The following is a 22091-nucleotide window of genomic DNA, read 5'->3' as shown; positions in this document are numbered from 1 at the left end:
AGCTCACTCAATGATACAATTGGCGGTCTCGATTGAGCAGTGCGCGACAGAGGAGACCGGCCATGCCGCAAGCCCAGGACGTCGTCGAGGAAGTGCTCGCCCTGCTGGAGCCGATGGTCGCTCCGGACGGTGGTTCCATCCGTCTCGCCGAGTTCTCTCCCGAGCGGTCACGGCTGACCGTCGACTACTCCCGAGGCTCGAACGACGTCTGCGCCACCTGTGTGCTCGACGGCGATTCCCTCAAGGCGTTCATCGAGGAGGGCTTGCAGACCCGGGGCATCGAACTGGCCGAAGTGACCGTGCGGGAGCCGGACTTGGCCGGCTGAGCCGTGTCACGGGGCGGGGCGCGGTGTCATATCGCGCCCCCCTGTACCCCGCTACCAGCCCACGAGCCGGTCCAGCACCAGGGCCGTGGTGGAGAAGTAGTCGCCGTAGCCGCCCCTGAAGAACAGCAGCGGAGTCTTCGCCGACCGGATGCCCAGGTCGCGGACGCGTCCCACCGCGAGATAGTGGTCGCCGAGCTCCACCACCTCCTCGATCACGCAGTCGACCCAGGCGACGACGCCTTCCAGGACGGGGTTCCCGAGCGGCGAGGACTGCCAGTCGATGCCCTCGAACCGGTCGGCATCCTTGGCCGCCATCAGCCGGCACACCGCCTCCTGGTCGGCCGCCAGCGCGTTGACGCAGTAGCGGCCGGCGTTGCGGATCTTCGGAAAGGTGCTGGACGACCGGTCCGCCAGGAACGCCACGAGCGGCGGGTCGAGGGAGACCGAGGTGAAAGATCCGACGATCATCCCCTCGGGCCGCTCCCCCGGCCCTTGGGCAGTGATGGCGACGACGCTCGTGGGGAAGTTTCCCAGCACCTCACGGAAACGGCCTCTGTCGACCGGGTCGTCGGGGGTGACGGGCTTCGTTCCGTCGGCGGAGTGCATGCTTCGTCCGTTCCTCCTCGACCGCTGGGCGGGGGTGTCAGATCATCACGCTCAGCGGCGGCGGCAGCTCAAGACCCATCTGTGCCACGGAGTTGGCGTGATAGGCCGCACCGGGGACGTGGATCATGTGCGCGAGGCCCACGTGCGCGTCGCGCCAGTAGCGCTGCAGCGGGTTGTCGCGCCGGATCACGTTCCCTCCGGACCGCGCGAAGATCTCGTCCACGGCGGCGACGGCCCGCCACGCGCAACGCACCTGGTTGCGGCGGACGTTGGAGCGGTCCTCGATCGTCACCGGCACTCCGGCGGCGACCTTGTCGTGGATCCGGCTGATGCCGTCGATCAGTTGGACCCGGGAGGCGGCGATCTCCGCCGCCGCCTCGCCCGCCGCGTGGAGCACGTACGGGTCGTCGCGGATCTGGACACCGGTCACGGAGACCCGGTCGCGTTGAAGTGCCAGATGCGCGTCGAGGGCGCCCTCGCAGATGCCGATGACCGCCGAGGTGATGCCGAGCGGGAACATGGAGGTGAACGGCAGCCGGTAGAGGGCCTCGGTGACCCCGTTGCGCTCCGCGGCCTCGCCCGCCGACACCTCGTCCTGGTTAACCGTCCGGTAGGCCGGGATGAACGCGCGGTCGACGACGACGTCCTTGCTGCCGGTGCCGGACAGCCCGATCACGTCCCAGGTGTCGTCGATGATCTCGTACGACGACCGGGGCAGGACCACGTGCAGCACGGTCGGCGGGGAGGCGGGCCCGCCCTTGCCGTCCCCGACGAGCGCGCCCAGGAAGACCCAGTCGCAGTGGTCCGTGCCCGACGAGAAGGGCCAGCGGCCGGACAGGACGTATCCGCCGTCCACCGGCTCGGCGATCCCGTTCGGCATGTACGGGGAGGCGATCCAGGTCTCCGGGTCCGCGCCCCAGATCTCCCGGGAGAGGCGCGGGTCCATCTGCGCGATCTCCCAGGGGTGGACCCCGACGACACCGCAGACCCAGCCCGCGGCACCATCGTGCCGGGCGACCGCCATGACCGCTTCCGCGAAGTCCCGGGGGTGGGCCGCGTAGCCGCCGAACTTGGTGTCCTGCAACAGGCGCAGGACACCGGCCGAGCGGAGCAGACCCACGGTCTCGTCGCTCAGCCTGCCCAACTTCTCGTTCTCCGCGGCCAGTTCCGCGAGTTTCGGACCGTACTGCTCGACTCGCTGGACAACCTCGTGCGCCATACCGCGTACCTTCCGCCTTCTAGTAGGTCGCCTCGACGTCCGGCGGCGAGGAGAGTGTCGGCCGTCGCCGGTACGCGATCCGTTCCGGTTCGTCCCTCACGTGTTCATCGTGCTGCGTCGGTCGCTGCGGCGGTCACGACCTGCCCGCTGAGCGGAACAGAGGTGATCAACCGCCGTGGGCGCGACCGCTGCCGGCGTGGGGCCACCATCAGCCGGCGGGCCACCTCGGCGGCGATCCACCTGACCTGGAACCTCAACTCGTCGACCCTGATGCGGTCCTGGGGTCCGCACACCGAGATGGCGGCGACCGCCTGGTCCAGTACGAGGACCGGCGCGGCGACACAGGCGACCGAGGCGGCGGCCTCTCCCGTCTCGGTCGCGTACCCGGTGGAGCGGATCCGGGAGAGGGCCGTTTCCAGGGCCTGCGGGGTGGTGATGCTCGCGGCCGTACGGCGGGGCAGACCGCTCCAGAGGTACTCGTCCACGAAGTCCCGCGGGGCGTGGGCGAGCAGCGCCTTGCCCAGTGCCGTGCAGTGCGCGGGGAGCCGGCCGCCGATCCTGGACGGCAGGGTGCTGGCGAAGGACCCGCCGACCTTCTCCAGGTAGACGACGTCCTGCTGGTCGAGGACGGCCAGGTGCACCACGTGCCCGGTGGCCGTGTGCAGCTCCTGCAACAGGGGCCTGGCGACCTCGCCCATCCGGATCCGGTGCGGGACCAGGCTGCCGATCTCGAACATACGCAGTCCGAGCCGGTACTCGTTGTCGTACCTGCTGAGCAGGCGCGCGTTGACCAGTTGCTGGAGTATGCGGTGGACGGAGGAGCGCGGCAGCCCGCTGCACGCGCTGATCTGCCCCAGGTTGAGCGGTCCCGCCGACCGCTCGAACACACCGAGGATCACTACGACCCTGTCGACCATGCTGGACGGGGATTCGGACACTGTGACCTCCTGGGCATCCCTGGGCGGCCGGCCGTCTCGTGCCGGTCGTCCAACGGGTCCCTCGTCGGAGAGGACTTCATCGGCTCTGCATCACGAAGTAGGAGAGGTAGGACCCGTCTTGACGGTCCGTCAGGCCATGGAGGCGCCGCCGTTGACCCGGATCACATGTCCTGTCACGAAACGGCTCGCCTCGGAGGCGAGGTAGAGAACGGCGTAGGCGGAGTCGATCGGCTCGGCGACCGCGCCCAGCGGGGAGGAGGAGGCCATCTTGCGGGCGAGTTCGTCGAAGCGGTCCTGCTGGAACTCACCCGTCTCGTCGACGCCCCGCTGCCGGGTGATGCCCGAGTCGGTCCAGCCCGGCGCGACGCCGTTGACCCGGATGCCCCGCGGCCCCAGTTCCACGGCGAACGTACGGGTCAGTGCCTCGCCGCCCTTCTTCGCCGCGGCGTAGGAGCCCGTGCCCACGGTGGCGAAGTCGATAATCGTGGAGAGGGTGTTGACGATGCTCGACCCCGGCTCCATCACCCGGGCGGCGGCCTGGCCGCCGTAGAGGACACTCTTGAGGTTGACGGAGAGGACGCGGTCGAATTCCTCGGGCGGGAGTTCCGTGAGGGGGCGGCGGATCATGATGCCGGCGTTGTTGACGAGGACGTCGAGGCGGCCGAGGCCGGAGACCGTGCCGTCGACCAGGTCGTTCACGGCGGTCGGATCGGCCACGTCGACCCGGCGGGCCACCGCCTCGCCGCCCTGTTCCTTGATGTGCGCCACGGTTGTCTCGGCACCTTCCTCGTCGAGGTCGGCCACGACGACCCGGGCGCCGGCCGCGGCGAGCACTTCGGCACTCGCGCGTCCGATGCCGCTGCCGCCGCCGGTGACGATCGCGACCCTGCCGTTCAGTCGGAACACGTTCGACAGGTCCATCCCGCTCCTCGTGCGTTCGCTGGTCGGGGTCATGGGACACCGGCTTCGGTACGTCGTGCGGTGAGCCCAACTGCCTGTGCCACATGTGGTGTTACGCCCCGGGCGAGGCTTCGGTGGCCCTCGTCGCCCGGATGGATCCCGTCGACGAGCTGGTCCGCCTGCACCAGGTCCAGACCCCGTACGAGGGTGATCCGGCGGTCACCGGTATCGGTCACCGCCGTCTCCAGCGCCTCCCTGAGATCGGCGAGGCGGGCCCCGAACCGGTTCGGGGTGTCCTCCGCGTCGGGGCGCACGATCGGGCTCACGACCGTGACGGGAGTGTCGGGGAGCCCTTGGCGTACGGCGGTGAGGAACAGCCTCGTCGTCTCGGCGATCTGGGTGGCGCTGGTCGGCAGGGACGACCAGGCATTGGTGCCCCAGGCCAGCGTCACGGCCGCGGCGCCCGAAGCCGCCAGGGCGTCGGCGACGAGGAGTTCACCGCGCGCCGCTCCGGCGAAGCCCAGGTTGACCAGATCGAGGCCCAGGTCGTCGGCTACCAGGGAGGGCCAGGCGAGCCCGGGCCGCGCGACCGACCAGCCCTGGGTGATGGAGTCCCCGTACACGACCCACAGCGGGCCACGCGGAGCGGGCTCCAGAGGGACGTCGGCGGCGAGGCCCTCGATCACGGTCTCGACCGCCTCGGGGAGGTAGACGCGCACGGTCCGCGCCGGATCGCGGTCGGGCAGGTCGACGCGTACCGTGCCGTGCTCCCCGGGCGGCAGGGGGATCGCGCCGGCCGGCCTTCCCGGTACGTGTACGACGAGGGCCTCGGGCACGGTGGGAGCGGGCACGGTGGTCCGCTCCCCCGTCCGCACCGTGAGCACGATCGTCGACGCGGAGCCGGTGAAGGCGAGATGGACTCCGGCCGGTACCCGGGCGGCCCGCACGGTGTCGGCCGTCAGCTTCCGGCAGGCGGTCGGGGGAAGTCGCGAGCCGCCGTGTGACCACGACACGTCCGGCAGGACGCCACGGAGGAAGCGCTCGGGCTGAACCCGGATCATTCGGGGATCACCTCTTGGTTCGACGGTGCGACCGCCGCTCTACGCTTCATCGAGATTCGCTCAATTACCTAACTGATTTGGCTATATTAACGAGGAGGCTCCGTCCGGCGTCAAGCAGCCGTCGCGACCTTTCCGACGCTCGCCCGGACCGCCTCCTCGACTGCGAGGGAGAAAAGATGGGCATCACCGAACTCACCCCCGACTACCGCGCCTTGCTCGACCTGGAGGGCCGGCACGTCCTGGTCCTGGGCGGCGGACAGGGCATCGGACGGCAGACCTGCCTGGCCGCCGCGGCAGTCGGCGCGAGGGTGTCCGTGGTCGACACGGACCCCGCCCGCGCCAAGGCGGTGGCCGAGGAGGTCGACGGTCTGGCCGTCACCGGTGACGCGACGGACCGCGCGGAGGTGGAGCGCATGGTCGAGGAGGCCGTCGAGCGCTTCGGCCCGGTGCACGGACTCGCGGACATCATCGGCATCTCCGACTGGGGCCCGATCAGCGAGATCACGGACGAACTCTGGGACCGCGGCCTCGACTTGAACCTGCGCCATGCCCTTCTCTCCCTACAGATCGGCGCGCGGGCCATGACCGAGGGCGGTTCGATGGTCTTCGTCGGCTCCATCTCGGGCCTGCGGTCCTCCCCCAACCACGCGGTCTACGGCGCCGCCAAGGCCGGCCTGGTCAACCTGGTCGCCACGGCCGCTCTCGAACTCGGCCCCGACATCCGGGTGAACGTCGTCGCCCCCGGGCAGACCGCGACGCCCCGGGTCGCCGAGCGGCACCCCGAGGCCGACTACTACGAACGGGCCGGGGAACAGGTGCCGTTGGGACGGGTGGGTACGACCAGCGACATCGCGTCGGCGATCCTGTTCTTCCTCACGGACCTCTCCCGGTGGATCACCGGGCAGACCCTCGTGGTCGACGGCGGCACGGGACGGAAGTTCGCCTACCAGAAGCTCTGATCACGACGGCAACCCACGGCGGTGCGGGCCCGGAGCAAAACTCCCGGACCCGCACCGCCCTTTGGCGCCACCCGTCACAGATAGTCGGCGAGGGCACTCTCGATCATGGTGCGCGGCTTGGCTCCGACGAGCCTCGTCACCACCTCGCCCCCGGAGAAGAGCAGGAGCGCGGGAATCGACGAGACGCCGTGCCGTTCGGCGGCGCGCGGGCTCTCGTCCAGGTTCACCTTGACGATGTCGATGCTCCCCGCATGGGCTGCCGCCATCGCGTCCAGGATGGGGCCCATCGCCCGGCAGGGACCGCACCACGGGGCCCAGAAGTCGACGAGCACCGGTCGGCCGGTACCTCGTACGGTCTCCTCGAAGTCGTCGTCGGTGACGGCGCGGACAGCCGGCACTGCCGAGCCTCCCTCCGCCGTCTGGCCGCCGGTCATCCGATGCCGGCGATCTTCTCGGTGATCGGTGTGGTCATGGTGCCGAAGACGAACTCCTTGGGCGTGCCGTGCCCGGCGACGGCGATGTTGATCGCGTCCGGGTCGTTGAACGCCTGGATGGACTGGGTCCGTTGCTCCTCCGGGCTGAGCCGGAACATCCACTCCCACTCCGGCCGGACCAGACCCCGTTCGCGGAAGTCGACGAACGGCGCGATGACGTCGGCGATACGGGGCCTGATGTTGTGCAGCAGATAGCGGCGGACGGCGTCCTTGCTCAGGCCCGCCTCCGAGAGCTTCTTCGCCGTCTCCGGGGGCAGCAGATAGAACAGTCCGTCCTCGTTGCCGAGGAGTCCGGCCAGGGTGCTGGTCATGAACCCGACCTGGGTGAGCGTGGGTGTGCGTGCCGCGATGGAGTGCAGCCGGCGCTCGACCGGACCGTGGTTGGAGCCGAGGTCCCACTCCCCCACCGAGTGCAGCACCGTGACCGTGCTGTCGTCGGGGCGGTAGCCCTGGCCGACCTGGTACGGCTCCCAGGGGCTCTCGTCCTCGTTCTCCCCCAGCACCTGGATGTTCTTGCGCACGGTGCCGATCGTGTCGAGGTCCATGCGGCCGGGGATCCACGCGCCGAGGTTGCGCAGGGTGAGCGCGACCGCCCGCCCGATGCGGATGTTGACCCGGTTGTTGCTGCCCGGCCCGAGCGGGCTGCGTCCGCTGTTGATGCCGAGCTTCCTCACGAGGGGCCCGTTGACGAGGATCACGGGGGCGAAGGCCCCGGTCGACATGAGGACCGAGAGGTTCATCGGGGGCGGGCAGGCGTGGATCGCCTTCAACGCGGCGATCACGACCGGCAGTTCCTCCGGACGGCAGCCCGCCATGGCCGCGTTGACCGCGATCCGCTCCAGGGTGCCGTGGCCGTGCAACGGCGGGATGGTGAGGATCAGTTCGTCGCGGGGGCGGCCCTGGGCCGCGATGATCGCCTCGACCTTCTCCCGGGTGGGTGCGTGCAGCGGCAGGCCGTCGCCGTAGTCGTGGTCGAGGTAGTACTCGTTGAAGGCGTCGATAGCCTCCACGGCCGTGGCTCCGCCGAAGGTGTACGTCTCCTGCCGCTCCTCCTCGGCCGGCGGCTCCCCGGTGTCGATGGCCTCCGCCGCGGGAGTCGAGGTGAGTGCGGCGACGATCTCCTCGGTCAGCGGCAGGGTCTGGTCGGCCGCCTGTTCCGCCGTGAGCGCGGTGAAGACGCGGGGCACCACGACGCAGCGCAGGTCGGGTACCCCGAAGACCTTGGCGCTGGTGTCCGTGTCGCGCTCGAAACCCCTGGCCACGATGGTGACTTGGGGGACTCCCGCCTTCTCGGCCTGCGCGCCGTCGTGGATCAGCCACGAGGTGCAGGCACCGCAGTCGGCCGTGGCGCCGATGAGGGCGTCGCTCTCCTCGATGGCCCGCCGCAGCAGCTCGGGCTCGAAACGGATGGAGCCCGGGTACAGCCGTATCTTCAGGTCCGGGTAGGTCTCCTTGATCCTCTCCGCGACCGCCCGCAGCGCGACCTCGGCGTTGGGCTTGCTGTTGGACAGCAGCCCCAGCACCTTGCCGTTCAGCGTGTCCAGTCGCGGAGCCAGCGGTGTGCCCGCGGATTCCAACATGTCCGCGGTCGGGTTGACCACCTCGACGGTGGTCCGGTCGGCGACGGTTTCGATCGTCACGGCCACTCCTCAAAAGGTTCAGTTGGCTTTATCAGTTACATGAATCGCTTTGCTCAGGGGTGGACGACGACTTTGAAGGTGCCGGGCCGGCTGAGGTCGGGCGGGAGGACTCCGACGGTGACGATCGCGCCGCGGCGCTCCCCCGCCTCGACCTGGTACGGATGCCGGGCCGCCAGGGCGACTTCGGGAGCGATCGGTAGGACCGTGGCGGGCGCCCTGAAGTACTCGGCCATGCCGCCGGGGACGGTCATGCCGAAGATCTCGGTGCCCGCCAGACGGCACAGGTTGTACCGGCCCTTCGCACACCACGCGCAGGTGCTGCCGCAGCGCGCGACGCCCTCCCCGGCCACCCGCACCAACTCGCCTGCACCGCCCGGCACTTCGGTCTCTACGACGTCCACGCCCGGTGGCGCGCCGCGTACCGCTCGCATCGGCGCCGGCCTCTCAGGCGAAGTGGTAGTCGTCCGGATCGAACCGCTCCAGGAGCCGGTGGTACTCCTCCAGCCGCCAGGGCACGTTGACCTGTTGGCGGCCGAACTCGTTGACGTAGTAGTTGCGGTCGGTGGAGCCGGGGTCGTACCAGATGAGGGAGAGCATCGCTTCGTCGAGGCGCCGGTTGTAGTCCTCGAAGACGTCCCGGCGGACGTGCAGATAGCGGTGGTCGCCCTCGATGAGGGCCACCAGTCCCTGGGCCGCGTAGCGTGCCCAGGTCTCCATCCAGACGATCAACGACCCTGACCGGTTCTGCGAGTTGGGGCCGTACATGATGAAGAGGTTCGGGAAGTCGGGGACCGTGAGGCTGAGGTAGGCGCGGGGACCGCCGCTCTCGGGGTCGCGCCAGCGGTCTTCGAGGGTCTCGCCGTCGAGGCCGCGATAGGCGGTCGGCCAGAGGTACTTCTCGGTGGCGAACCCGGTGGCGGTGAAGACGAGGTCGTAGGAGCGTTCCTTGCCGTCGGCCGTGCGGATGCCCGTCGGGGTGAAGCGCTCGATGGTCTCCGTGACCAGCTCGACGTTGTCCTCCAGCAGGGAGGCGTACCAGTTGTTGTCGACGATGAGGCGGCGGGCCATGGGGGCGTGCTTGGGGATGAGCTTCTGCCACAGGTCGGGCCGGTCGCCCAGCTTCGCCTTCACATAGGCGGTGAGGCCCTCTCGGTAGGAGTCGTTGGCCCGGTTGACGAGGCCGCCGGCGGCCTGCCACTCGGGGTCGGGTTCCTGGAGGACCTGGCCGCCGAGGCGGAGGGTGGCGATGGAGTAGCAGTACCAGTTCCAGTAGTACGGCATGGTGTCCAGCAGCCAGCGGGTCTCCGGGGAGATGACCTCACCGTAGCGTTCGCGGGGGCTGATCCACTGCGGGGTGCGCTGGAAGACGCCCACGCTGCGGGCGCGGCTGCGCACTTGGGACAGCATCTGCACGCCGGTGGAGCCGTTGCCGATGATGGCGACGTCCCGGCCGTCGAGCTGTTCCAGGCCGGTGCACTCGGCGGTGTGGACTATCTCGCCGCCGAACTCCTCGATGCCCGGGGTGCCGAGGCGCTTGGGGGTGGCGAACAGGCCGCTCGCGCTCACCACGGCGTTGGCGGTGAGGGTCTGCGGTCGGCCGTCGATCACGGCGTCGATCGTCCAGCGGCCCGACTCCGCGTCGAAGGACGCTTCCTTGATGTCGCTGTCGAAGCTCATGTGCGCGAGGACGCCGTACTTCTTGGCCACGTGTTCGAGGTACTCGCGGACCTCGCCGGCGCGGGCGAAGTACTCGGTCCACGGGTAGTTCTTCTCGAAGAAGAACTGGTAGAGGAAGTTGGTGGTGTCCACCCGTACGTCCGGGTAGGCGTTGATGCTCCAGGTGCCGCCCAGTTCCGAGCGCCGCTCGTAGACCGTGTACGGGATGCCGAGGCGCTCCAGCTGGACGGCGGCGGCGATACCGCCGAAGCCGGCGCCGATGACCGCCACATGGAAGCCCTCGGGGATGGGTGGTCTGGTGTCCGTCCACTGGGCCAGCCGCGGGTGGTCGTCGAACGCGGCGAGGTCGCGTCGGTAGGCCCAACTCCGGTCGGAGAGTTCCTCGTTGCGGAACGCCTCGTACATACGGCGTAGTTCGGGGTCGGTCGGCCCGACCTCGGTGAAGTCGGCGGGCTTGGTGGTGAGGAACTCCGTCGCCCTGGCCCGGAGGGTCGCCACGGCTTCGTCGGCCACGACGGTCTGCATGAGCGCGCCGCCGTACATGGGGACCGTCTTCAGCGGCAGTTCGAGCAGGGACTCGTCTCCGGTGGCCTGGTACAGCGCGAGCCGCAGCGCGTTCAGGTCGGCGTCGTCCAGTGCGCGGTCGATGAACGCCTTGTCCGGCATCAAGGTCATTGAGTTAACTCATTCCACTCATACATTCGATTCACGATACATGCGGTCCACGGTGGAGTCATCGCCCCGACGCGTCATCCGGACACGAGTACCGGCTGCTCCCGCTCCCCCAGAACCTCGCGCTCCTCGGACTTGACCGCGCGCAGCAGCACGATGATCATCGCGATCTTCCAGATGACGAACGCGACGGACGGCACCACGACGGTGAACACTCCGTCCCAGGCGAACGGTCCGTCGGTCGCCACATAGACGAAGACTCCGGGGAAGAAGGCGATCGCGAGCACGAAGTTCAGCCAGGCGAACCAGCGCGGGAACACCGGCTCGGGCCGACGGTCGAGGTACGCGGAGAGGCCGATCACCGCGACGTTGATCACGAAGATGACGGCGACACCGACATAGGTCAGCCAGAACTGGTCGCTGAGCAGTTGCATCAACGCCGGGTCGCGGTGCGGCCGGTAGGCGGCGGTGGCCAGTACGGCCAGCGGGTAGACCCAGCCGGTCGGGGCGACGACCGCCGTCGTCAGCTGGATCATCGACAGCAGGCCCCAGCCGCCTTCGATACGGCGGATCTGGAGGCTCGTGACAACCGCGAACGCGTAGAAGAACGGGGCGAACACTCCCATGATGACCGCCGCCCAGAGGATGCCGGTGCGGTGGTCGGTCAGGAAGTCGGCGACCTGCTGGGGGCTGGCCGTCGGTGAGATGGGCGGTGTCAGTTTGCCGACGACCGAGAAGGCGAACGTGTTGGCCACCAGCACCACCACACCGCACCAGACCGACATGCGGTACAGCCTGAACTTCACCTTTTCGTCCATGGGATCTCCCTTGATCCGAGAAAACGTGAATCGCGAGGGAGGGGCGAAGGATGGGCTGTGATCCCCGACGGGCGCTCTACCCCCTCGACTGGAAGCAGTACGAGGAGGCTAGGCAGCGGGAATGAGGGTTCGGCCGGCGATTCCGCTGACCGGAACACATGTTGGGGAGAGGCTCGGAGGAACTGGCGGGGCTCAGAAGAACAGGTCCACCACGGGCTTGTCCTGGAGGCCGTCCTTGAGCAGATACGTGCCGGCCACCTTCATGTGGTTGCGCCAGTGCCGCTCGGCGCCTTCGGCGTCCCGGGCCTCGACGAGTGCCACGAGTCGTTTGTAGGCCTTGATGGCGCGCTGGAAGCGCTCGGGCGACTCCGTCTTGTCGAAGTTCCGCGCGACGCGCATCTCCATGTGGGTGGCCACGATCTCCTGCAGTACGGCGCCCTGGACCGCGAGCGTCTTGTTGCCCGAGCGCTCCATGATGAGTTCGTGGAAGCGGTAGGTGAGCCGGGTCCAAAGGACCGCGTCGGGAACGGAGTTGTCCTTCGACTCCACCGCGGACTGCAGCTGGGCCACGACCTCGTTCAGATCGGCGATGTCCTGCTTGGTGCGGCGCTTGGTGAGCAGTCGGGCGCAGGCCGGCTCGGACACCATCCGGGCCTCGTAGACGTCATCGAGGGTCGTGCCCTGCATCTGCAGAAGCAGGCCCACGTGGCGTGCCGCCACGGAGAAGTCCGGGGCCACGACCTGGGCGCCGCCGCGGCTGCCGCGCTTGACGCTGATCAGCATCTCGGCCTCAAGGATGCGGAAGGCCTCGCGCAGCGTGGGCCGCGAGACGCCGAACTGCTCCATGAGCTGGTTCTCCGGAGGGAGGGTCTCGCCGGGCGTCAACTCGCCCAGGACGATCCGGCGGCGCAGCTGCGCGGCGATCAACTCCGCCGTTTTGGGCGCGCGTACGGTCCGACCGACTTGCGACCCCACTGTTGAACTCATGGCAATGAGTGTACTGGATCGTGAGCCTCGGATTCGGGGCGGTGACCAAGGATTCGATGGCCGCCCGCTCACCGGGAATCAGCTCACTGATATATCCGATCATCGCTAGGGTCCGGCTCTGAGGGCATGACCACGCCCATGCACGGACACGTCACAGCGGACGAGAGGCGGAAGCGGTGCTGACCGTTGCCGAGTTCGACATCCTGGCGGAACGAGTCAACAACTGGAAGCGCTGGGGCGCCGAGGACCAGCGGGGCACCCTCAACTTCCTCACCCCGGACGTGGTCAGAAGGGGCACGGCGTCGGTGCTCACCGGTGAGACGTTCTCGCTGGCCATGTCGCTGTCGTTGAACGGCCCGCAGAACGGCACGGGTGTACCCGGGCGCATCAATCCGGTCCGGACCATGCTCGCGGTCAACACCCCGATGGCCGACTCCCCCGACGCGTGCGCGTACAGCGACGACATCGTGGTGACACCCACTCAGGCGGCCACGCACTGGGACGCGTTGTCGCACTGCAGCCATCGCGGCGTCATGTACAACGGCGTTCCGGCGGACGCGGTCGACGCCTCCGGCGCCACCAGGCTCGGCATCGAGACGGCCGGCACGATCGTGTCGCGCGGTGTCCTGCTCGACGTGGCCCGGCATCAGGGCGTCGACCGGCTGCCCGGCAGGTTCGCCGTGACGCGGGCCGTGCTGGAGGCCGTGGAGGAGGCCCAGGGGGTGCGCGTCGAGGAGGGTGACATCGTTCTGGTCAGGACCGGGCAGGTGTCGTACTTCCTGGCGGGCGACGTGCCGGGGTACCGGCGGCCCGTGCCCGCCCTCGACCACGACGCGCCGCTGTTCTTCCATGAGCGGCGGGCGGCAGCGGCGGCGATCGACAACATGCCGATGGAGTTGCTGCCGTCGAACGTCGAGGACCTCATGCTGCCGGTGCACGTCCTCTGCCTGGTGATGATGGGGATGATCCAGGGGCAGAACTGGGTCCTCGAAGACCTCGCGGCGGCATGCGCGACGGATCGCCGCTACACCTTCCTGCTCCACGCGACACCCGAGCGTTTCCTGCACAGCACCGGGGGCCTCGTGCATCCCGTCGCCATCCGCTGACGTCGCGACCATTGCCGCCTACATCATTCCGCAATAGAGTTTAATCAGTTAGCTGATTGCACCGATCTGAAACAGAAGGGTGTGGCAAGTGCGGGACATGAAAGATCCGTTGCGCGCACTCGGGCTCGAAACGATGAGCTCGGTCGTCAACACCTCACTGCCCGCGGACGCCGATCTGCGGGACAGGGGTGTGGGCTCGGAACTCGTCGAGATCGGGCTGGTCAGCGTGTGGGCCGAACTCTGGGCGCGCGACGGCCTGGCCCGGCGGGACCGCAGTCTGGTCACCCTGGGAATCCTGATCGCGCTGGGCGCCGAGGACGAACTCGGCAGCCATGTCCGGATAGGGCTGAACAACGGGCTCACCGAGGACGAGATCTCCGAAGTCCTCTACCACGCCACCGGATACGCGGGTTTCCCCCGGGCCATGGCCGCGCGGAAGGCCGCCAGGAAGGCGCTGGACCAGGCCCGTGAGCGCGGCGACGGGTGATCGCTCCCACGGAAACCGAGCAACTGCCTCACAGGGAGTCCTGAATGACGTCACTGAACGGGAGAAACGCGGTCGTCACCGGTGGCGGCCGGGGCATCGGGCGGGCGATCGCTCTCGTGCTCGCCACCCAGGGTGCGACGGTCGCCGTGTGGGACCTGAACGGCACGAGCGCGCACGAGACGGCCGACGCAATCGGCGAGGCGGGTGGCAAGGCCGTCGCGGTCGTCGGTGACGCGGCCGACGCCAGGGCGGTAGGAGCCGCGACGGACTTGACGCACGCGGAACTCGGCCCGGTCACGATCCTGGTCAACAACGCCGGGATCACCAACTACATACCGTTCCCGGACCTCACCGAGGAAGCCTGGGACCGCATGATCCGGATCAACCTCAAGGGCCCCTTCCTGGTCACCCGGGCCTTCCTGCCCGACATGCTGACGGCGGGGCGCGGACGCATCGTCAACATCTCGTCCTCGTCCGCCCAGACCGGCGGTCCCGCGGTGTCGCACTACGCGGCGTCCAAGGGCGGGGTGATCGGCCTCACCAAGGCACTCGCCAGCGAGTTCGCCGACACCGGGATCACCGTCAACAACGTGGCACCGAGCCTCATCGACACCCCCCTGCTCCGCGAGGGCTTCGACCCCGACGTGCTCGGCGCGACCATGCCCATGAAGCGGGCCGGGCGCCCTGAGGAGATCGCCTACGCGGTCGCCTACCTGGCCTCGGACGAGGCCGGCTACGTCACGGGCCAGACCCTCAGTGTCAACGGCGGACGCTACTTCGTCTGAGCCCCGAGCGGCCACGCACAGGCCACGAACAACGCCACAGACAAAGGACGACCATGAAAGAGACAGTGACGGGCACCGAAACGACGGAGGAACTGCCGGATTTCCCGGCCCCCAGGTCGGGCGCCTGCCCCTTCGCTCCCCCGCCCGACCTCCTCAAGCTCCACGACAGCGGCAAGTCCGTCTTGAGGGTGCGGAGTTGGGACGGCACCACCCCCTGGCTGGTCCTCACCCACGCCGCCCAGCGGGCGATCCTCGCCGACCGGAGGATGAGCGCGAACATCGGCGCGCCGGGCTACCCGCACACCACCGCGGCCATGAAGGCGCACGCGGGCGAGATGCAGCCGTCGATCAACAACACCGACGGCGCCGAACACTCGCGCTGGCGAAGGATGTTGACCAGTTCCTTCACCCGGCACCGGATGCGCAGGCTCCAGCCGGCGATCCAGCAGATCACCGACGATCTCATCGACAGGATGCTGGACGGTCCCAACCCGACCGAGTTGAACGAGGCCCTCTCGCTGCCCCTGCCGTCGCTGATGATCTGTGAGCTGCTCGGGGTGCCGTACGAGGATCACGCGTTCTTCCAGAAGCACGCCGGTGTCACCAACGCGGTGAACAAGACGCCCGAGGAGAACGCGGAAACGGCGGGCGCCCTGCGCGCCTACATCGCCCGGCTCATCGAGGCCAAGATGGACGACCCGGCCGAGGACGTGCTCTCGGACCTGGGAGCGCGGATCAAGGCCGGTGAGCTGACCTTGCGGGAAGCGGCGCCGCTGGGGCACATCCTGCTCGTCGCGGGCCACGACACGAGCGCCAACATGATCACGCTCGGGACGGCGCTGCTGCTCCAGAACCCGGACCGACTCGCGGACCTGCGCGCGCACTCCGGCGACCCCGACTATGTGGCGAAGGCCGTCGAGGAGCTGCTGCGCTATCTCACGCTCCCCCATCTGCTGGCCCGCCGGGCCGTCGTCGAGGACCTTGAGTTCGAGGGGGTGACGATCCGCGCGGGTGAAGGCGTCATCGCGAGTCTGCCGGCCGCGAACTGGGATCCCGCCGCCTTCCCCGACCCCGGCGAACTGACCCTGGACCGCCCCGCGTCCCACCATCTCGCGTTCGGCTGGGGCCCCCACCAGTGCGTCGGACAGCAGCTCGCCCGCATCGAACTCCAGGTGGTCTTCAGCACGTTGTTCCGCCGCATCCCCACCTTGCGGCTCGCGGCCGACCTGGCGGACCTGAAGTTCAAGGAGGACTCGCAGGCCTACGGCATCTACGAACTGCCCGTCGCCTGGTGACACGGCTCGTACGACAGACATCGGAAGAAGGAGGACCCCCATGACCGACGGCGGCTTTCGTCCGACCCGGCTGTACCACCCCAGCCATCATGTGACCGATCTCCGCGAGGCGGAGGCGTGGTTCGAGCGGGTCTTCGGACGACCCAGCCGGCCGATGGCCGAGATGCTGCGGGGCGCCCCCGCCAGCGAGGGCTATCCGACGGACTACTCGACGTTCACCCCGATCAACGACGTCCTCTTCGACACGATCGACCCCAAGCGCTACGTCCTCGATGGCATCCAGCGCTACGCCTCGGTCGACAAGCCGCACCTGAAGGGGTTCGGCTGGTACGTCGACGGGATCGGCGACGCCTATCGCGCGCTGAAGGCACTTGGCATCGGCATGGTCGGTCAACTCGACCAGGTGGCCGAGGGAGATGAGCCTCCCACCGCTCCCAACTCACCGATGCCGATCTTCTTCACAGTGCCCGAGGACGCGGGCCTGCGCTACGAGTTCCTGCCGCAGATCCCGTTCCCGCTGGACCACCGGCTGGCCCCGGACTGGGAGTTGCCGCCGGTGTCCGAGGAGGACCCACTCGGCATCGAGCGCTGCTCGCACCACACCGTGCTGACCGACCGGGTCGACCGCGCCCTGCGGGTGATGGTCGACGGCCTGGGCGGAACCGTCATCCACACCGGACGCAACGAGGTGCTGGGCGCGCAGAGCACCTACGTCCACCTGGCCGACGCCGTCTTCGAGTACGCGGTCCCCGACGAGGGCACCGCGGCGTACGCCGACTGGGCCACCGGGGCGCCCAACGACACGTACCACTCGATCACTTGGAAGGTCGTGGACCTCGACCGCGTCGCACGTCACCTCGAAGCGCAGGGCGTGGGAGTGCGGACCCGGACGGGCGACACGCTCGTGACCGACGCCGCCACCGCGCTCGGCATTCCCTGGGGTTTCACCACCGGGCTGCCGGTCGGCGACCCGCGCAGGGGGTGAGTGAAGTGGCAGTCCCGCCGAGGGACATGGACGGGACCGACGTCGACCTTGTGGTCATCGGCGCCGGGGTCACCGGGATTCACCAGCTGAAGCGGGCCCTCGACGTCGGGCTCTCCGCACGGCTGCTGGAGGCCGGCTCCGGAGTCGGCGGAGTGTGGCACTGGAACCGCTACCCGGGCGCCCGTCTCGACTCGGAGAGCTACACCTACGGCTATCTGTTCTCGAAGGAGCTGTTCGAGGGCTGGGAGTGGCGTGAGCGGTTCGCCGGGCAGCCGGAGAACGAGCGCTACTTCAACTACGTCGTCGACACGTTGGGCCTGCGCGACCACATACGGTTCGGGGCCCGGGTCAACTCCGCGCTGTACGACGAGAGTTCGGCCACCTGGCTGGTGCGGGCAACCGACGGCACCGAGATCCGGGCGCGGTTCGTGGTCGCGGCCACCGGTGTGCTGTCGGTGCCGGTCTTCCCCGATGTGCCCGGCCGCGAGGACTTCGCGGGCGTCGCCCATCACACCGGCCTGTGGCCCGACACTCCCGTCGACTTCGCGGGCAAGCGGGTCGCGGTGGTCGGCACGGGTTCCAGCGGAGTCCAGGTGATCCCCGCCATCGTCGCGGACGTCGCCTCTCTGACGGTCTATCAGCGATCGCCGAACTGGTGCACACCGCTGAACAACGAGCCGATCACGCCCGCCCGACAGGCCCAACTCGTCGCCGGTTTCGAGGTGTTACGAGAGACCCTGCACGAGTCGGCGAGCGGATTCCTGCACCAGCCGCGTGATCGTACGGCCTTCGAGGACTCCAAGGACGGCCGCCGGACGTTCCACGAGCGGATGTGGCGGAGTCCGGGCTTCGCCAAGGTGATAAGTCACTACGCCGACATGTTCACCAACAAGGCGGTCAACGACGACTGGTGTGCCTTCATGGCGCAGAAGGTCCGCGACATCGTCGAGGATCCGGCGACGGCCGAACGGCTCGTCCCCACCGACCACGGCTGGGCCGGGAAGCGGCCGCCGTTCGTGACCGGCTACTTCGAGGCGTACAACGATCCGAAGGTGAGTCTCGTCGATCTCCGGGAGAACCCGTTCGTCCGGGTGACGGAGACCGGCATCGAAACGACCGACGGGCTGCGGGAGTTCGACGTCATCGTCTGGGCGTCGGGGTTCGACTTCGGCACCGGTGCGCTGAACCGCATGGGGGTGCGCGGTCGCGACGGACTGGCCCTGGAGGAGTACTGGGCCGACGGACCCCGCACGTTCATGGGACTCATGAGCCACGGCTTCCCGAACTTCTTCTTCCCCGGCGGCCCGCACGGCGCGGCCGGCAACAACCCGAGGTACGCCGAGGACCAGGTCGACTTCATCGCCGACGCGATCGAGTACGCGCGCGATCACGGCCACCGGGCGATCGAGGTTCCCGCCGACACGGAGGCGGGCTGGAACGCCATGGTCGCGGAACTCGCCGCGTATTCACCGTTCGGTGAGCACAGCTATTTCTTCGGTTCCAACATCACCGGGAAACCGCGGAGTTTCCTGCTGAATCCCGGCGGGCGCCCCAAGCTGCGCGAATTCATGGGCGAGGTCCTCCAGTCGAAGTACTCCCGCTTCCTTTCCTGAACCGGAAGGCATGGTCATGCGGCAACACCTATTCGACGACCGCGTCGCGGTGGTCACCGGCGCCGGACGCGGAATCGGGCGGGCCTACGCCCTGCTGCTCGGCGAGTTGGGCGCGAAGGTCGTCGTGAACGACCTGGGCGGCTCGTTGGACGGCTCCGGCTCCGACACCGGTCCGGCCGAGTCCGTCGCCGCGGAGATCAACGACGCGGGCGGTACGGCGATCGCCGACACAAGCGACATCTCGACGGCCGAGGGCGGCCGACGTCCCGTCGCAGCGGCCGTCGAGGCCTTCGGACGGATCGACGTCCTCGTCAACAACGCGGGCAACGTGCGGTTCGCCGGACTCCCGGACATCGACGCGGCGAACATCGAGAGCCATCTCGCGGTCCATGTCCTCGGCGCCTTCCACACCACGCGCGCGGCCTGGCCGCACATGCTGGAGCGGAACCACGGCCGGGTCGTCCTCACCGGCTCGATCGGCATGTTCGGCCTCCCGGACAACCTCGGCTACGCCACCGCCAAGGCGGCGATGATCGGCATGGCCCGCAGCATGACGTCGTCGGCCGCCGGCCGCGACATCAAGGTCAACGTGATCGCGCCCAACGCGATGACGCGGATGGGCGGCGGCCCGTCGGAGGGCATGGACGCGCTGCGGGAGCGGGGCCGACCCGCCACCGGCGTGATGGATCCCGCGCTGGTGGCGCCCATGGTGGCGTACCTCGCGCACGAGACGTGCGAGGTGAGCGGCGAGGTGTTCCTCGCCGGCGGTGGACGCTTCGCGCATCTCTTCGTCGGCGTCACCGAGGGCTGGCTGCCCGCCGATCCGCTCAAGGTCACGGTCGAGGACATCGCCTCGAACCTGGACCGCATCAAGGACCACTCCGGCTATCACGTTCCGGGCGACCTCATGGAATGCGTCAGCCGTTACTTGGCACATCGGCAAGGAGAAGAGGGAGAAGCGTGAGCGCAGAGAAGGTCTGGCCTCATCACGAACTCGGCAAAAAGCTCAGCAACTGGGGTCGTTGGGGAGATGACGACGAGATCGGCACCCTGAACTTCGTGACCCCGCAGAAGCGGATCGCGGCGGCCCAACTCGTCCGCACCGGCAAGGCGTTCGACCTGGGCATGGCGTTCGACAGCAACGGACCCTTCAAATCAGGGGGGTTCCGCAACAACCCGATCCACGTCATGACTCTGCTGCCGTCCGACACGGCGTTCTCGCAGGACGGTCTGATCTCCGCCGACGACATGATCGTCACGGGACTACAGGCGGCCACGCAATGGGACGGGCTGGCACACGCGGGCTACGGCGGCTTCTTCTACAACAACGTGCCGGCCGCCGCGGTCAACAACTTCCAGGGCGCCAGCCGCAATTCGTTCCACAAGGCCGTCGACCGGCTGATCTCCCGTGGCGTCCTGCTCGACATCGCGCGGCTGAAGGGGGTGGACCGGCTGGAGGACTCGTACGAGATAACGGAGGCCGATCTGCTGGCCGCCGAGGAACGCCAGGGCGTGCGTGTCGAGTCCGGTGACATCGTGCTGCTGCGCACCGGCTCCTACCAGTGGTTCCTGGAGGGCGACCGCGAGCACTTCCTGGGCAACGCCCCCGGGCCCTGTCTCGACACCTGCAACTGGCTGTACGAGCGGGAGGTCGCGGCGCTCGCGATGGACAACCACTCCGGCGAGGTGTGGCCGAGTCCCGTCAAGGGCGCGACGATCCCGTTCCACCAGGTGGTGATCCGGGACATGGGCCTGACCCTCGGCGAGATGTTCAACTTCGAGGAGCTGGCGGCGGACTGCGAGGAGGACGGCGTGTGGGAGATGCTGTTCTGCGCGCCGGGCCTGAAGGTGACAGGCTCCGTCGGCTCCCCCATCACTCCGATCGTCCTCAAGTAGGCGTGGCTGTGCGGGAGTTCGCGGAGGTGAGCGCGGGTGTGCGGGCGACGATCGCCGCGCATGCCCAGGCGCAGGACGAGGGCCGTACGACGGACATGGTCGCGCTGTACCTGCCGGACGCGGTGGTCGAGATCCCCGGCTTCGATCCGTTGGCGGGCGCCGACGCCATCCTCGCGGCGTTCTCCCAGCCGGGGTGGCGACCGGATCCGGGCAGGCCCCAACGCCACATGGTCGGCAACACCCTCCTGACGGAGTGGGACGACCGCACGGCGAAGGCGACCAGTGACGTGGTGATGCTCGTCCACGACGGCTCCGCGTGGTCGGTCGCCGTCGTGGCGCGCTATCACGACACGTTCGAGGAATCCGCGGGGCGCTGGCTGCTGCGGCGGCGGGTGGACGAGTACGTGGGCGATCCCCCGTGACGGTCGAAGATCCGCGGGGACGCTAACCTCCGGGGCGTGACTCAATCCCCTTGTCCCCCACGGACGATCACACGGCTGGTCGACGGGCGTGTCTGCGCCTATGACCTGGCCGGCGACGTCAGGGGCGTACTGTCGCCGGTCATGGTCTGCCGGCCGTCCCCCGGCGACGACGTCGTCGAGCACACCGTCTCCGTCGGCCGTCGGCGCGCCTACTACACGACCCTCCACGCGGCGGTCTGCGTGACGGCGGACGGGACCGAGGTCTGGCGGTCGCTGTTCGAACCACGGTCGGACCGGCGGCACGGGCACCGGCCCGGCTGTGTGCTGTCGTCGGACGAACTCGTCGTGTGGGTCTATCGGCCCGACGCCATGGCGGGCCGTGACGGACACGACAAGTGGGTCGCCCTGGACGCGGCCACCGGGGCGGTCCTCGCACAGGCGGAGCTGTCGACCGTCGGGCACGGCGGGCAGCACCTGCTGCACCCGGCGGGCGACGAGGTCCTCCTCGACGTGGGCGAGGGACAGGACGGCTCGGCCGTCTTCCGCGCGTCGCTGACCGGGAGCCGGATGGATCTCGTCACCTATCCGTGGGACGACCGGTGTCTCATCGCCCTGTCGCCCGACGGACACGAGTTCATGACCGTCCACCACGAGCAGGCCGACGTCGCCCTCCACACCTACCCCGAAGGAGAGGTGCGGTTCACGCTCTCCACCGACGCCTTCGGACACGATCCCGACGAGGTCTTCGTGGAATGGAGCGGCGGCTATCTGGACCCGGACACCGTCGTCGTCACTCTCGGCGGCCAGACCGAGGACGAGCAGGAGTGGTTCCGGCACTACCGGGTGGATGTGCGCTCCGGCCGGGTCGGAGCCGAGTTCGACGCGCGCACGGACAACCCCTACGACATGCGGCCCCTCGGCGACGGCACCTGGCTCACCACGGATCCGTCCGGGCATCCGGTCCGCTGGACCGACTCCTAGCGCCGCGTCAGGCCTTCGCGCCGGGCATTCCGCTGGTGACGACGATCGAGGCCACCTCGCCGGTCCTGGTGCGGCCAGCCAGACGACGCCGCCCGACTCCGCCGGGAACGTGACCAGGTCGGCCCGGTGCGCCTAGGCCGTGTTTTAGAACTCGCTGACCTGTCTGGTTGGCCGTCCGGGGAAGTCGCGGGTGGCCATCCAGATGGTGAGGTCGCGGGCGATGT

General features: G+C 68.9%; 23 protein-coding genes. 12 read left to right on the top strand and 11 right to left on the bottom strand.

All coding sequences use genetic code 11. From position 1 onward, the window contains the following. Positions 1-62 precede the first annotated feature (62 nt). Positions 63-326 (top strand): hypothetical protein, encoded by a 264-nt coding sequence (locus tag ACIBJH_RS35365; RefSeq protein ID WP_399121030.1) that lies wholly within the window; start codon positions 63-65, stop codon positions 324-326. Positions 327-377: 51 nt separating this feature from the next. Here ACIBJH_RS35365 and ACIBJH_RS35360 read toward each other — a convergent pair whose 3' ends face one another. The 5 genes from ACIBJH_RS35360 to ACIBJH_RS35340 form a co-directional block, all read right to left on the bottom strand. After that, entirely contained in the window at positions 378-932 is a 555-nt protein-coding gene (locus tag ACIBJH_RS35360) for a flavin reductase family protein (RefSeq protein WP_399121029.1), read from the bottom strand. 37 nt (positions 933-969) lie between these two features. Then, entirely contained in the window at positions 970-2151 is a 1182-nt protein-coding gene (locus ACIBJH_RS35355; RefSeq protein WP_399121028.1) for an acyl-CoA dehydrogenase family protein, read from the bottom strand. A gap of 104 nt (positions 2152-2255) precedes the next feature. After that, complete coding sequence (locus tag ACIBJH_RS35350) at positions 2256-3089, bottom strand: IclR family transcriptional regulator (protein ID WP_399121027.1); 834 nt, start codon at positions 3087-3089, stop codon at positions 2256-2258. A 129-nt stretch (positions 3090-3218) separates the two neighbouring features. After that, positions 3219-4010 (bottom strand): SDR family NAD(P)-dependent oxidoreductase, encoded by a 792-nt coding sequence (locus tag ACIBJH_RS35345; RefSeq protein WP_399121026.1) that lies wholly within the window; start codon positions 4008-4010, stop codon positions 3219-3221. A 29-nt stretch (positions 4011-4039) separates the two neighbouring features. Next, the gene (locus ACIBJH_RS35340; RefSeq protein WP_399121025.1) at positions 4040-5050 is read right to left on the bottom strand and encodes an SGNH/GDSL hydrolase family protein; all 1011 of its coding nucleotides are present in this window, start codon (positions 5048-5050) and stop codon (positions 4040-4042) included. Positions 5051-5226: 176 nt separating this feature from the next. Here ACIBJH_RS35340 and ACIBJH_RS35335 point away from each other — a divergent pair, with 176 nt between their 5' ends. After that, on the top strand, positions 5227-6009 hold the full coding sequence (locus ACIBJH_RS35335) for an SDR family NAD(P)-dependent oxidoreductase (protein ID WP_399121023.1): 783 nt from the start codon (positions 5227-5229) through the stop codon (positions 6007-6009). Between the two features lie 74 nt (positions 6010-6083). Here the strand turns inward: ACIBJH_RS35335 and trxA are convergent, their stop codons facing one another. From trxA to ACIBJH_RS35305, 6 genes are all read right to left on the bottom strand, one after another. Next, entirely contained in the window at positions 6084-6407 is a 324-nt protein-coding gene (gene trxA, locus ACIBJH_RS35330) for a thioredoxin (protein ID WP_399121022.1), read from the bottom strand. 32 nt (positions 6408-6439) lie between these two features. After that, positions 6440-8143: a hypothetical protein gene (locus ACIBJH_RS35325; protein ID WP_399121020.1), complete on the bottom strand. Its 1704-nt coding sequence runs from the start codon at positions 8141-8143 to the stop codon at positions 6440-6442. Positions 8144-8196: 53 nt separating this feature from the next. Further along, entirely contained in the window at positions 8197-8574 is a 378-nt protein-coding gene (locus ACIBJH_RS35320; RefSeq protein WP_399121019.1) for an alcohol dehydrogenase catalytic domain-containing protein, read from the bottom strand. 13 nt (positions 8575-8587) lie between these two features. Continuing rightward, positions 8588-10495 carry a flavin-containing monooxygenase gene (locus tag ACIBJH_RS35315; RefSeq protein ID WP_399121018.1) on the bottom strand — a complete coding sequence of 636 codons (1908 nt, stop codon included), beginning with the start codon at positions 10493-10495 and terminating at the stop codon, positions 8588-8590. A gap of 74 nt (positions 10496-10569) precedes the next feature. Further along, complete coding sequence (locus ACIBJH_RS35310) at positions 10570-11310, bottom strand: hypothetical protein (protein WP_399121016.1); 741 nt, start codon at positions 11308-11310, stop codon at positions 10570-10572. A gap of 192 nt (positions 11311-11502) precedes the next feature. Beyond that, complete coding sequence (locus ACIBJH_RS35305; protein WP_399121015.1) at positions 11503-12297, bottom strand: FadR/GntR family transcriptional regulator; 795 nt, start codon at positions 12295-12297, stop codon at positions 11503-11505. 176 nt (positions 12298-12473) lie between these two features. On the opposite strand from ACIBJH_RS35305, the gene ACIBJH_RS35300 reads away from it, so the two are divergent. The 10 genes from ACIBJH_RS35300 to ACIBJH_RS35255 all read left to right on the top strand — a co-directional run bounded on the left by ACIBJH_RS35300 (position 12474) and on the right by ACIBJH_RS35255 (position 21867). After that, positions 12474-13403 (top strand): cyclase family protein, encoded by a 930-nt coding sequence (locus ACIBJH_RS35300; RefSeq protein WP_399121014.1) that lies wholly within the window; start codon positions 12474-12476, stop codon positions 13401-13403. 97 nt (positions 13404-13500) lie between these two features. Beyond that, positions 13501-13890: a carboxymuconolactone decarboxylase family protein gene (locus ACIBJH_RS35295; RefSeq protein ID WP_399121012.1), complete on the top strand. Its 390-nt coding sequence runs from the start codon at positions 13501-13503 to the stop codon at positions 13888-13890. A 44-nt stretch (positions 13891-13934) separates the two neighbouring features. Beyond that, positions 13935-14675, top strand: a complete 741-nt coding sequence (locus tag ACIBJH_RS35290) for an SDR family NAD(P)-dependent oxidoreductase (protein ID WP_399121011.1) — start codon at positions 13935-13937, stop codon at positions 14673-14675. Positions 14676-14728: 53 nt separating this feature from the next. Continuing rightward, on the top strand, positions 14729-15970 hold the full coding sequence (locus tag ACIBJH_RS35285; RefSeq protein ID WP_399121010.1) for a cytochrome P450: 1242 nt from the start codon (positions 14729-14731) through the stop codon (positions 15968-15970). A gap of 40 nt (positions 15971-16010) precedes the next feature. Further along, complete coding sequence (locus tag ACIBJH_RS35280; RefSeq protein WP_399121008.1) at positions 16011-16955, top strand: hypothetical protein; 945 nt, start codon at positions 16011-16013, stop codon at positions 16953-16955. 5 nt (positions 16956-16960) lie between these two features. After that, on the top strand, positions 16961-18568 hold the full coding sequence (locus ACIBJH_RS35275) for a flavin-containing monooxygenase (RefSeq protein ID WP_399121006.1): 1608 nt from the start codon (positions 16961-16963) through the stop codon (positions 18566-18568). Between the two features lie 16 nt (positions 18569-18584). Further along, complete coding sequence (locus ACIBJH_RS35270; RefSeq protein ID WP_399121005.1) at positions 18585-19532, top strand: SDR family NAD(P)-dependent oxidoreductase; 948 nt, start codon at positions 18585-18587, stop codon at positions 19530-19532. Then, a complete protein-coding gene (locus ACIBJH_RS35265) occupies positions 19529-20464 on the top strand; it encodes a cyclase family protein (RefSeq protein WP_399121004.1) in 936 nt (311 codons plus the stop codon). Before ACIBJH_RS35270 ends, ACIBJH_RS35265 begins: the two co-directional genes overlap by 4 nt. A 2-nt stretch (positions 20465-20466) precedes the next feature. Beyond that, positions 20467-20886 carry a nuclear transport factor 2 family protein gene (locus ACIBJH_RS35260; protein WP_399121003.1) on the top strand — a complete coding sequence of 140 codons (420 nt, stop codon included), beginning with the start codon at positions 20467-20469 and terminating at the stop codon, positions 20884-20886. 36 nt (positions 20887-20922) lie between these two features. Next, positions 20923-21867 (top strand): hypothetical protein, encoded by a 945-nt coding sequence (locus tag ACIBJH_RS35255; RefSeq protein WP_399121002.1) that lies wholly within the window; start codon positions 20923-20925, stop codon positions 21865-21867. The last annotated feature ends 224 nt before the right edge of the window (positions 21868-22091 follow it).

The sequence above is a fragment of the Streptomyces sp. NPDC050548 genome (genome assembly GCF_044457385.1).
Lineage (GTDB): Bacteria > Actinomycetota > Actinomycetes > Streptomycetales > Streptomycetaceae > Streptomyces.
Note: the sequence above shows the minus strand (reverse complement) of the source record. Positions and strands in the feature narration are given on the sequence as shown.

What these genes read in the sequence shown, in the direction of transcription:
- ACIBJH_RS35290 (WP_399121011.1), top strand. Translation starts at nt 13,935, where the DNA reads ATGACGTCACTGAACGGGAGAAACGCGGTCGTCACCGGTGGCGGCCGG.
- ACIBJH_RS35365 (WP_399121030.1), top strand. Translation starts at nt 63, where the DNA reads ATGCCGCAAGCCCAGGACGTCGTCGAGGAAGTGCTCGCCCTGCTGGAG.
- ACIBJH_RS35280 (WP_399121008.1), top strand. Translation starts at nt 16,011, where the DNA reads ATGACCGACGGCGGCTTTCGTCCGACCCGGCTGTACCACCCCAGCCAT.
- ACIBJH_RS35305 (WP_399121015.1), bottom strand. Translation starts at nt 12,297, where the DNA reads ATGAGTTCAACAGTGGGGTCGCAAGTCGGTCGGACCGTACGCGCGCCC.
- ACIBJH_RS35335 (WP_399121023.1), top strand. Translation starts at nt 5,227, where the DNA reads ATGGGCATCACCGAACTCACCCCCGACTACCGCGCCTTGCTCGACCTG.
- ACIBJH_RS35355 (WP_399121028.1), bottom strand. Translation starts at nt 2,151, where the DNA reads ATGGCGCACGAGGTTGTCCAGCGAGTCGAGCAGTACGGTCCGAAACTC.
- ACIBJH_RS35310 (WP_399121016.1), bottom strand. Translation starts at nt 11,310, where the DNA reads ATGGACGAAAAGGTGAAGTTCAGGCTGTACCGCATGTCGGTCTGGTGC.
- ACIBJH_RS35360 (WP_399121029.1), bottom strand. Translation starts at nt 932, where the DNA reads ATGCACTCCGCCGACGGAACGAAGCCCGTCACCCCCGACGACCCGGTC.
- ACIBJH_RS35285 (WP_399121010.1), top strand. Translation starts at nt 14,729, where the DNA reads ATGAAAGAGACAGTGACGGGCACCGAAACGACGGAGGAACTGCCGGAT.
- ACIBJH_RS35270 (WP_399121005.1), top strand. Translation starts at nt 18,585, where the DNA reads ATGCGGCAACACCTATTCGACGACCGCGTCGCGGTGGTCACCGGCGCC.
- ACIBJH_RS35340 (WP_399121025.1), bottom strand. Translation starts at nt 5,050, where the DNA reads ATGATCCGGGTTCAGCCCGAGCGCTTCCTCCGTGGCGTCCTGCCGGAC.
- ACIBJH_RS35345 (WP_399121026.1), bottom strand. Translation starts at nt 4,010, where the DNA reads ATGGACCTGTCGAACGTGTTCCGACTGAACGGCAGGGTCGCGATCGTC.
- ACIBJH_RS35315 (WP_399121018.1), bottom strand. Translation starts at nt 10,495, where the DNA reads ATGACCTTGATGCCGGACAAGGCGTTCATCGACCGCGCACTGGACGAC.
- ACIBJH_RS35320 (WP_399121019.1), bottom strand. Translation starts at nt 8,574, where the DNA reads ATGCGAGCGGTACGCGGCGCGCCACCGGGCGTGGACGTCGTAGAGACC.
- ACIBJH_RS35295 (WP_399121012.1), top strand. Translation starts at nt 13,501, where the DNA reads ATGAAAGATCCGTTGCGCGCACTCGGGCTCGAAACGATGAGCTCGGTC.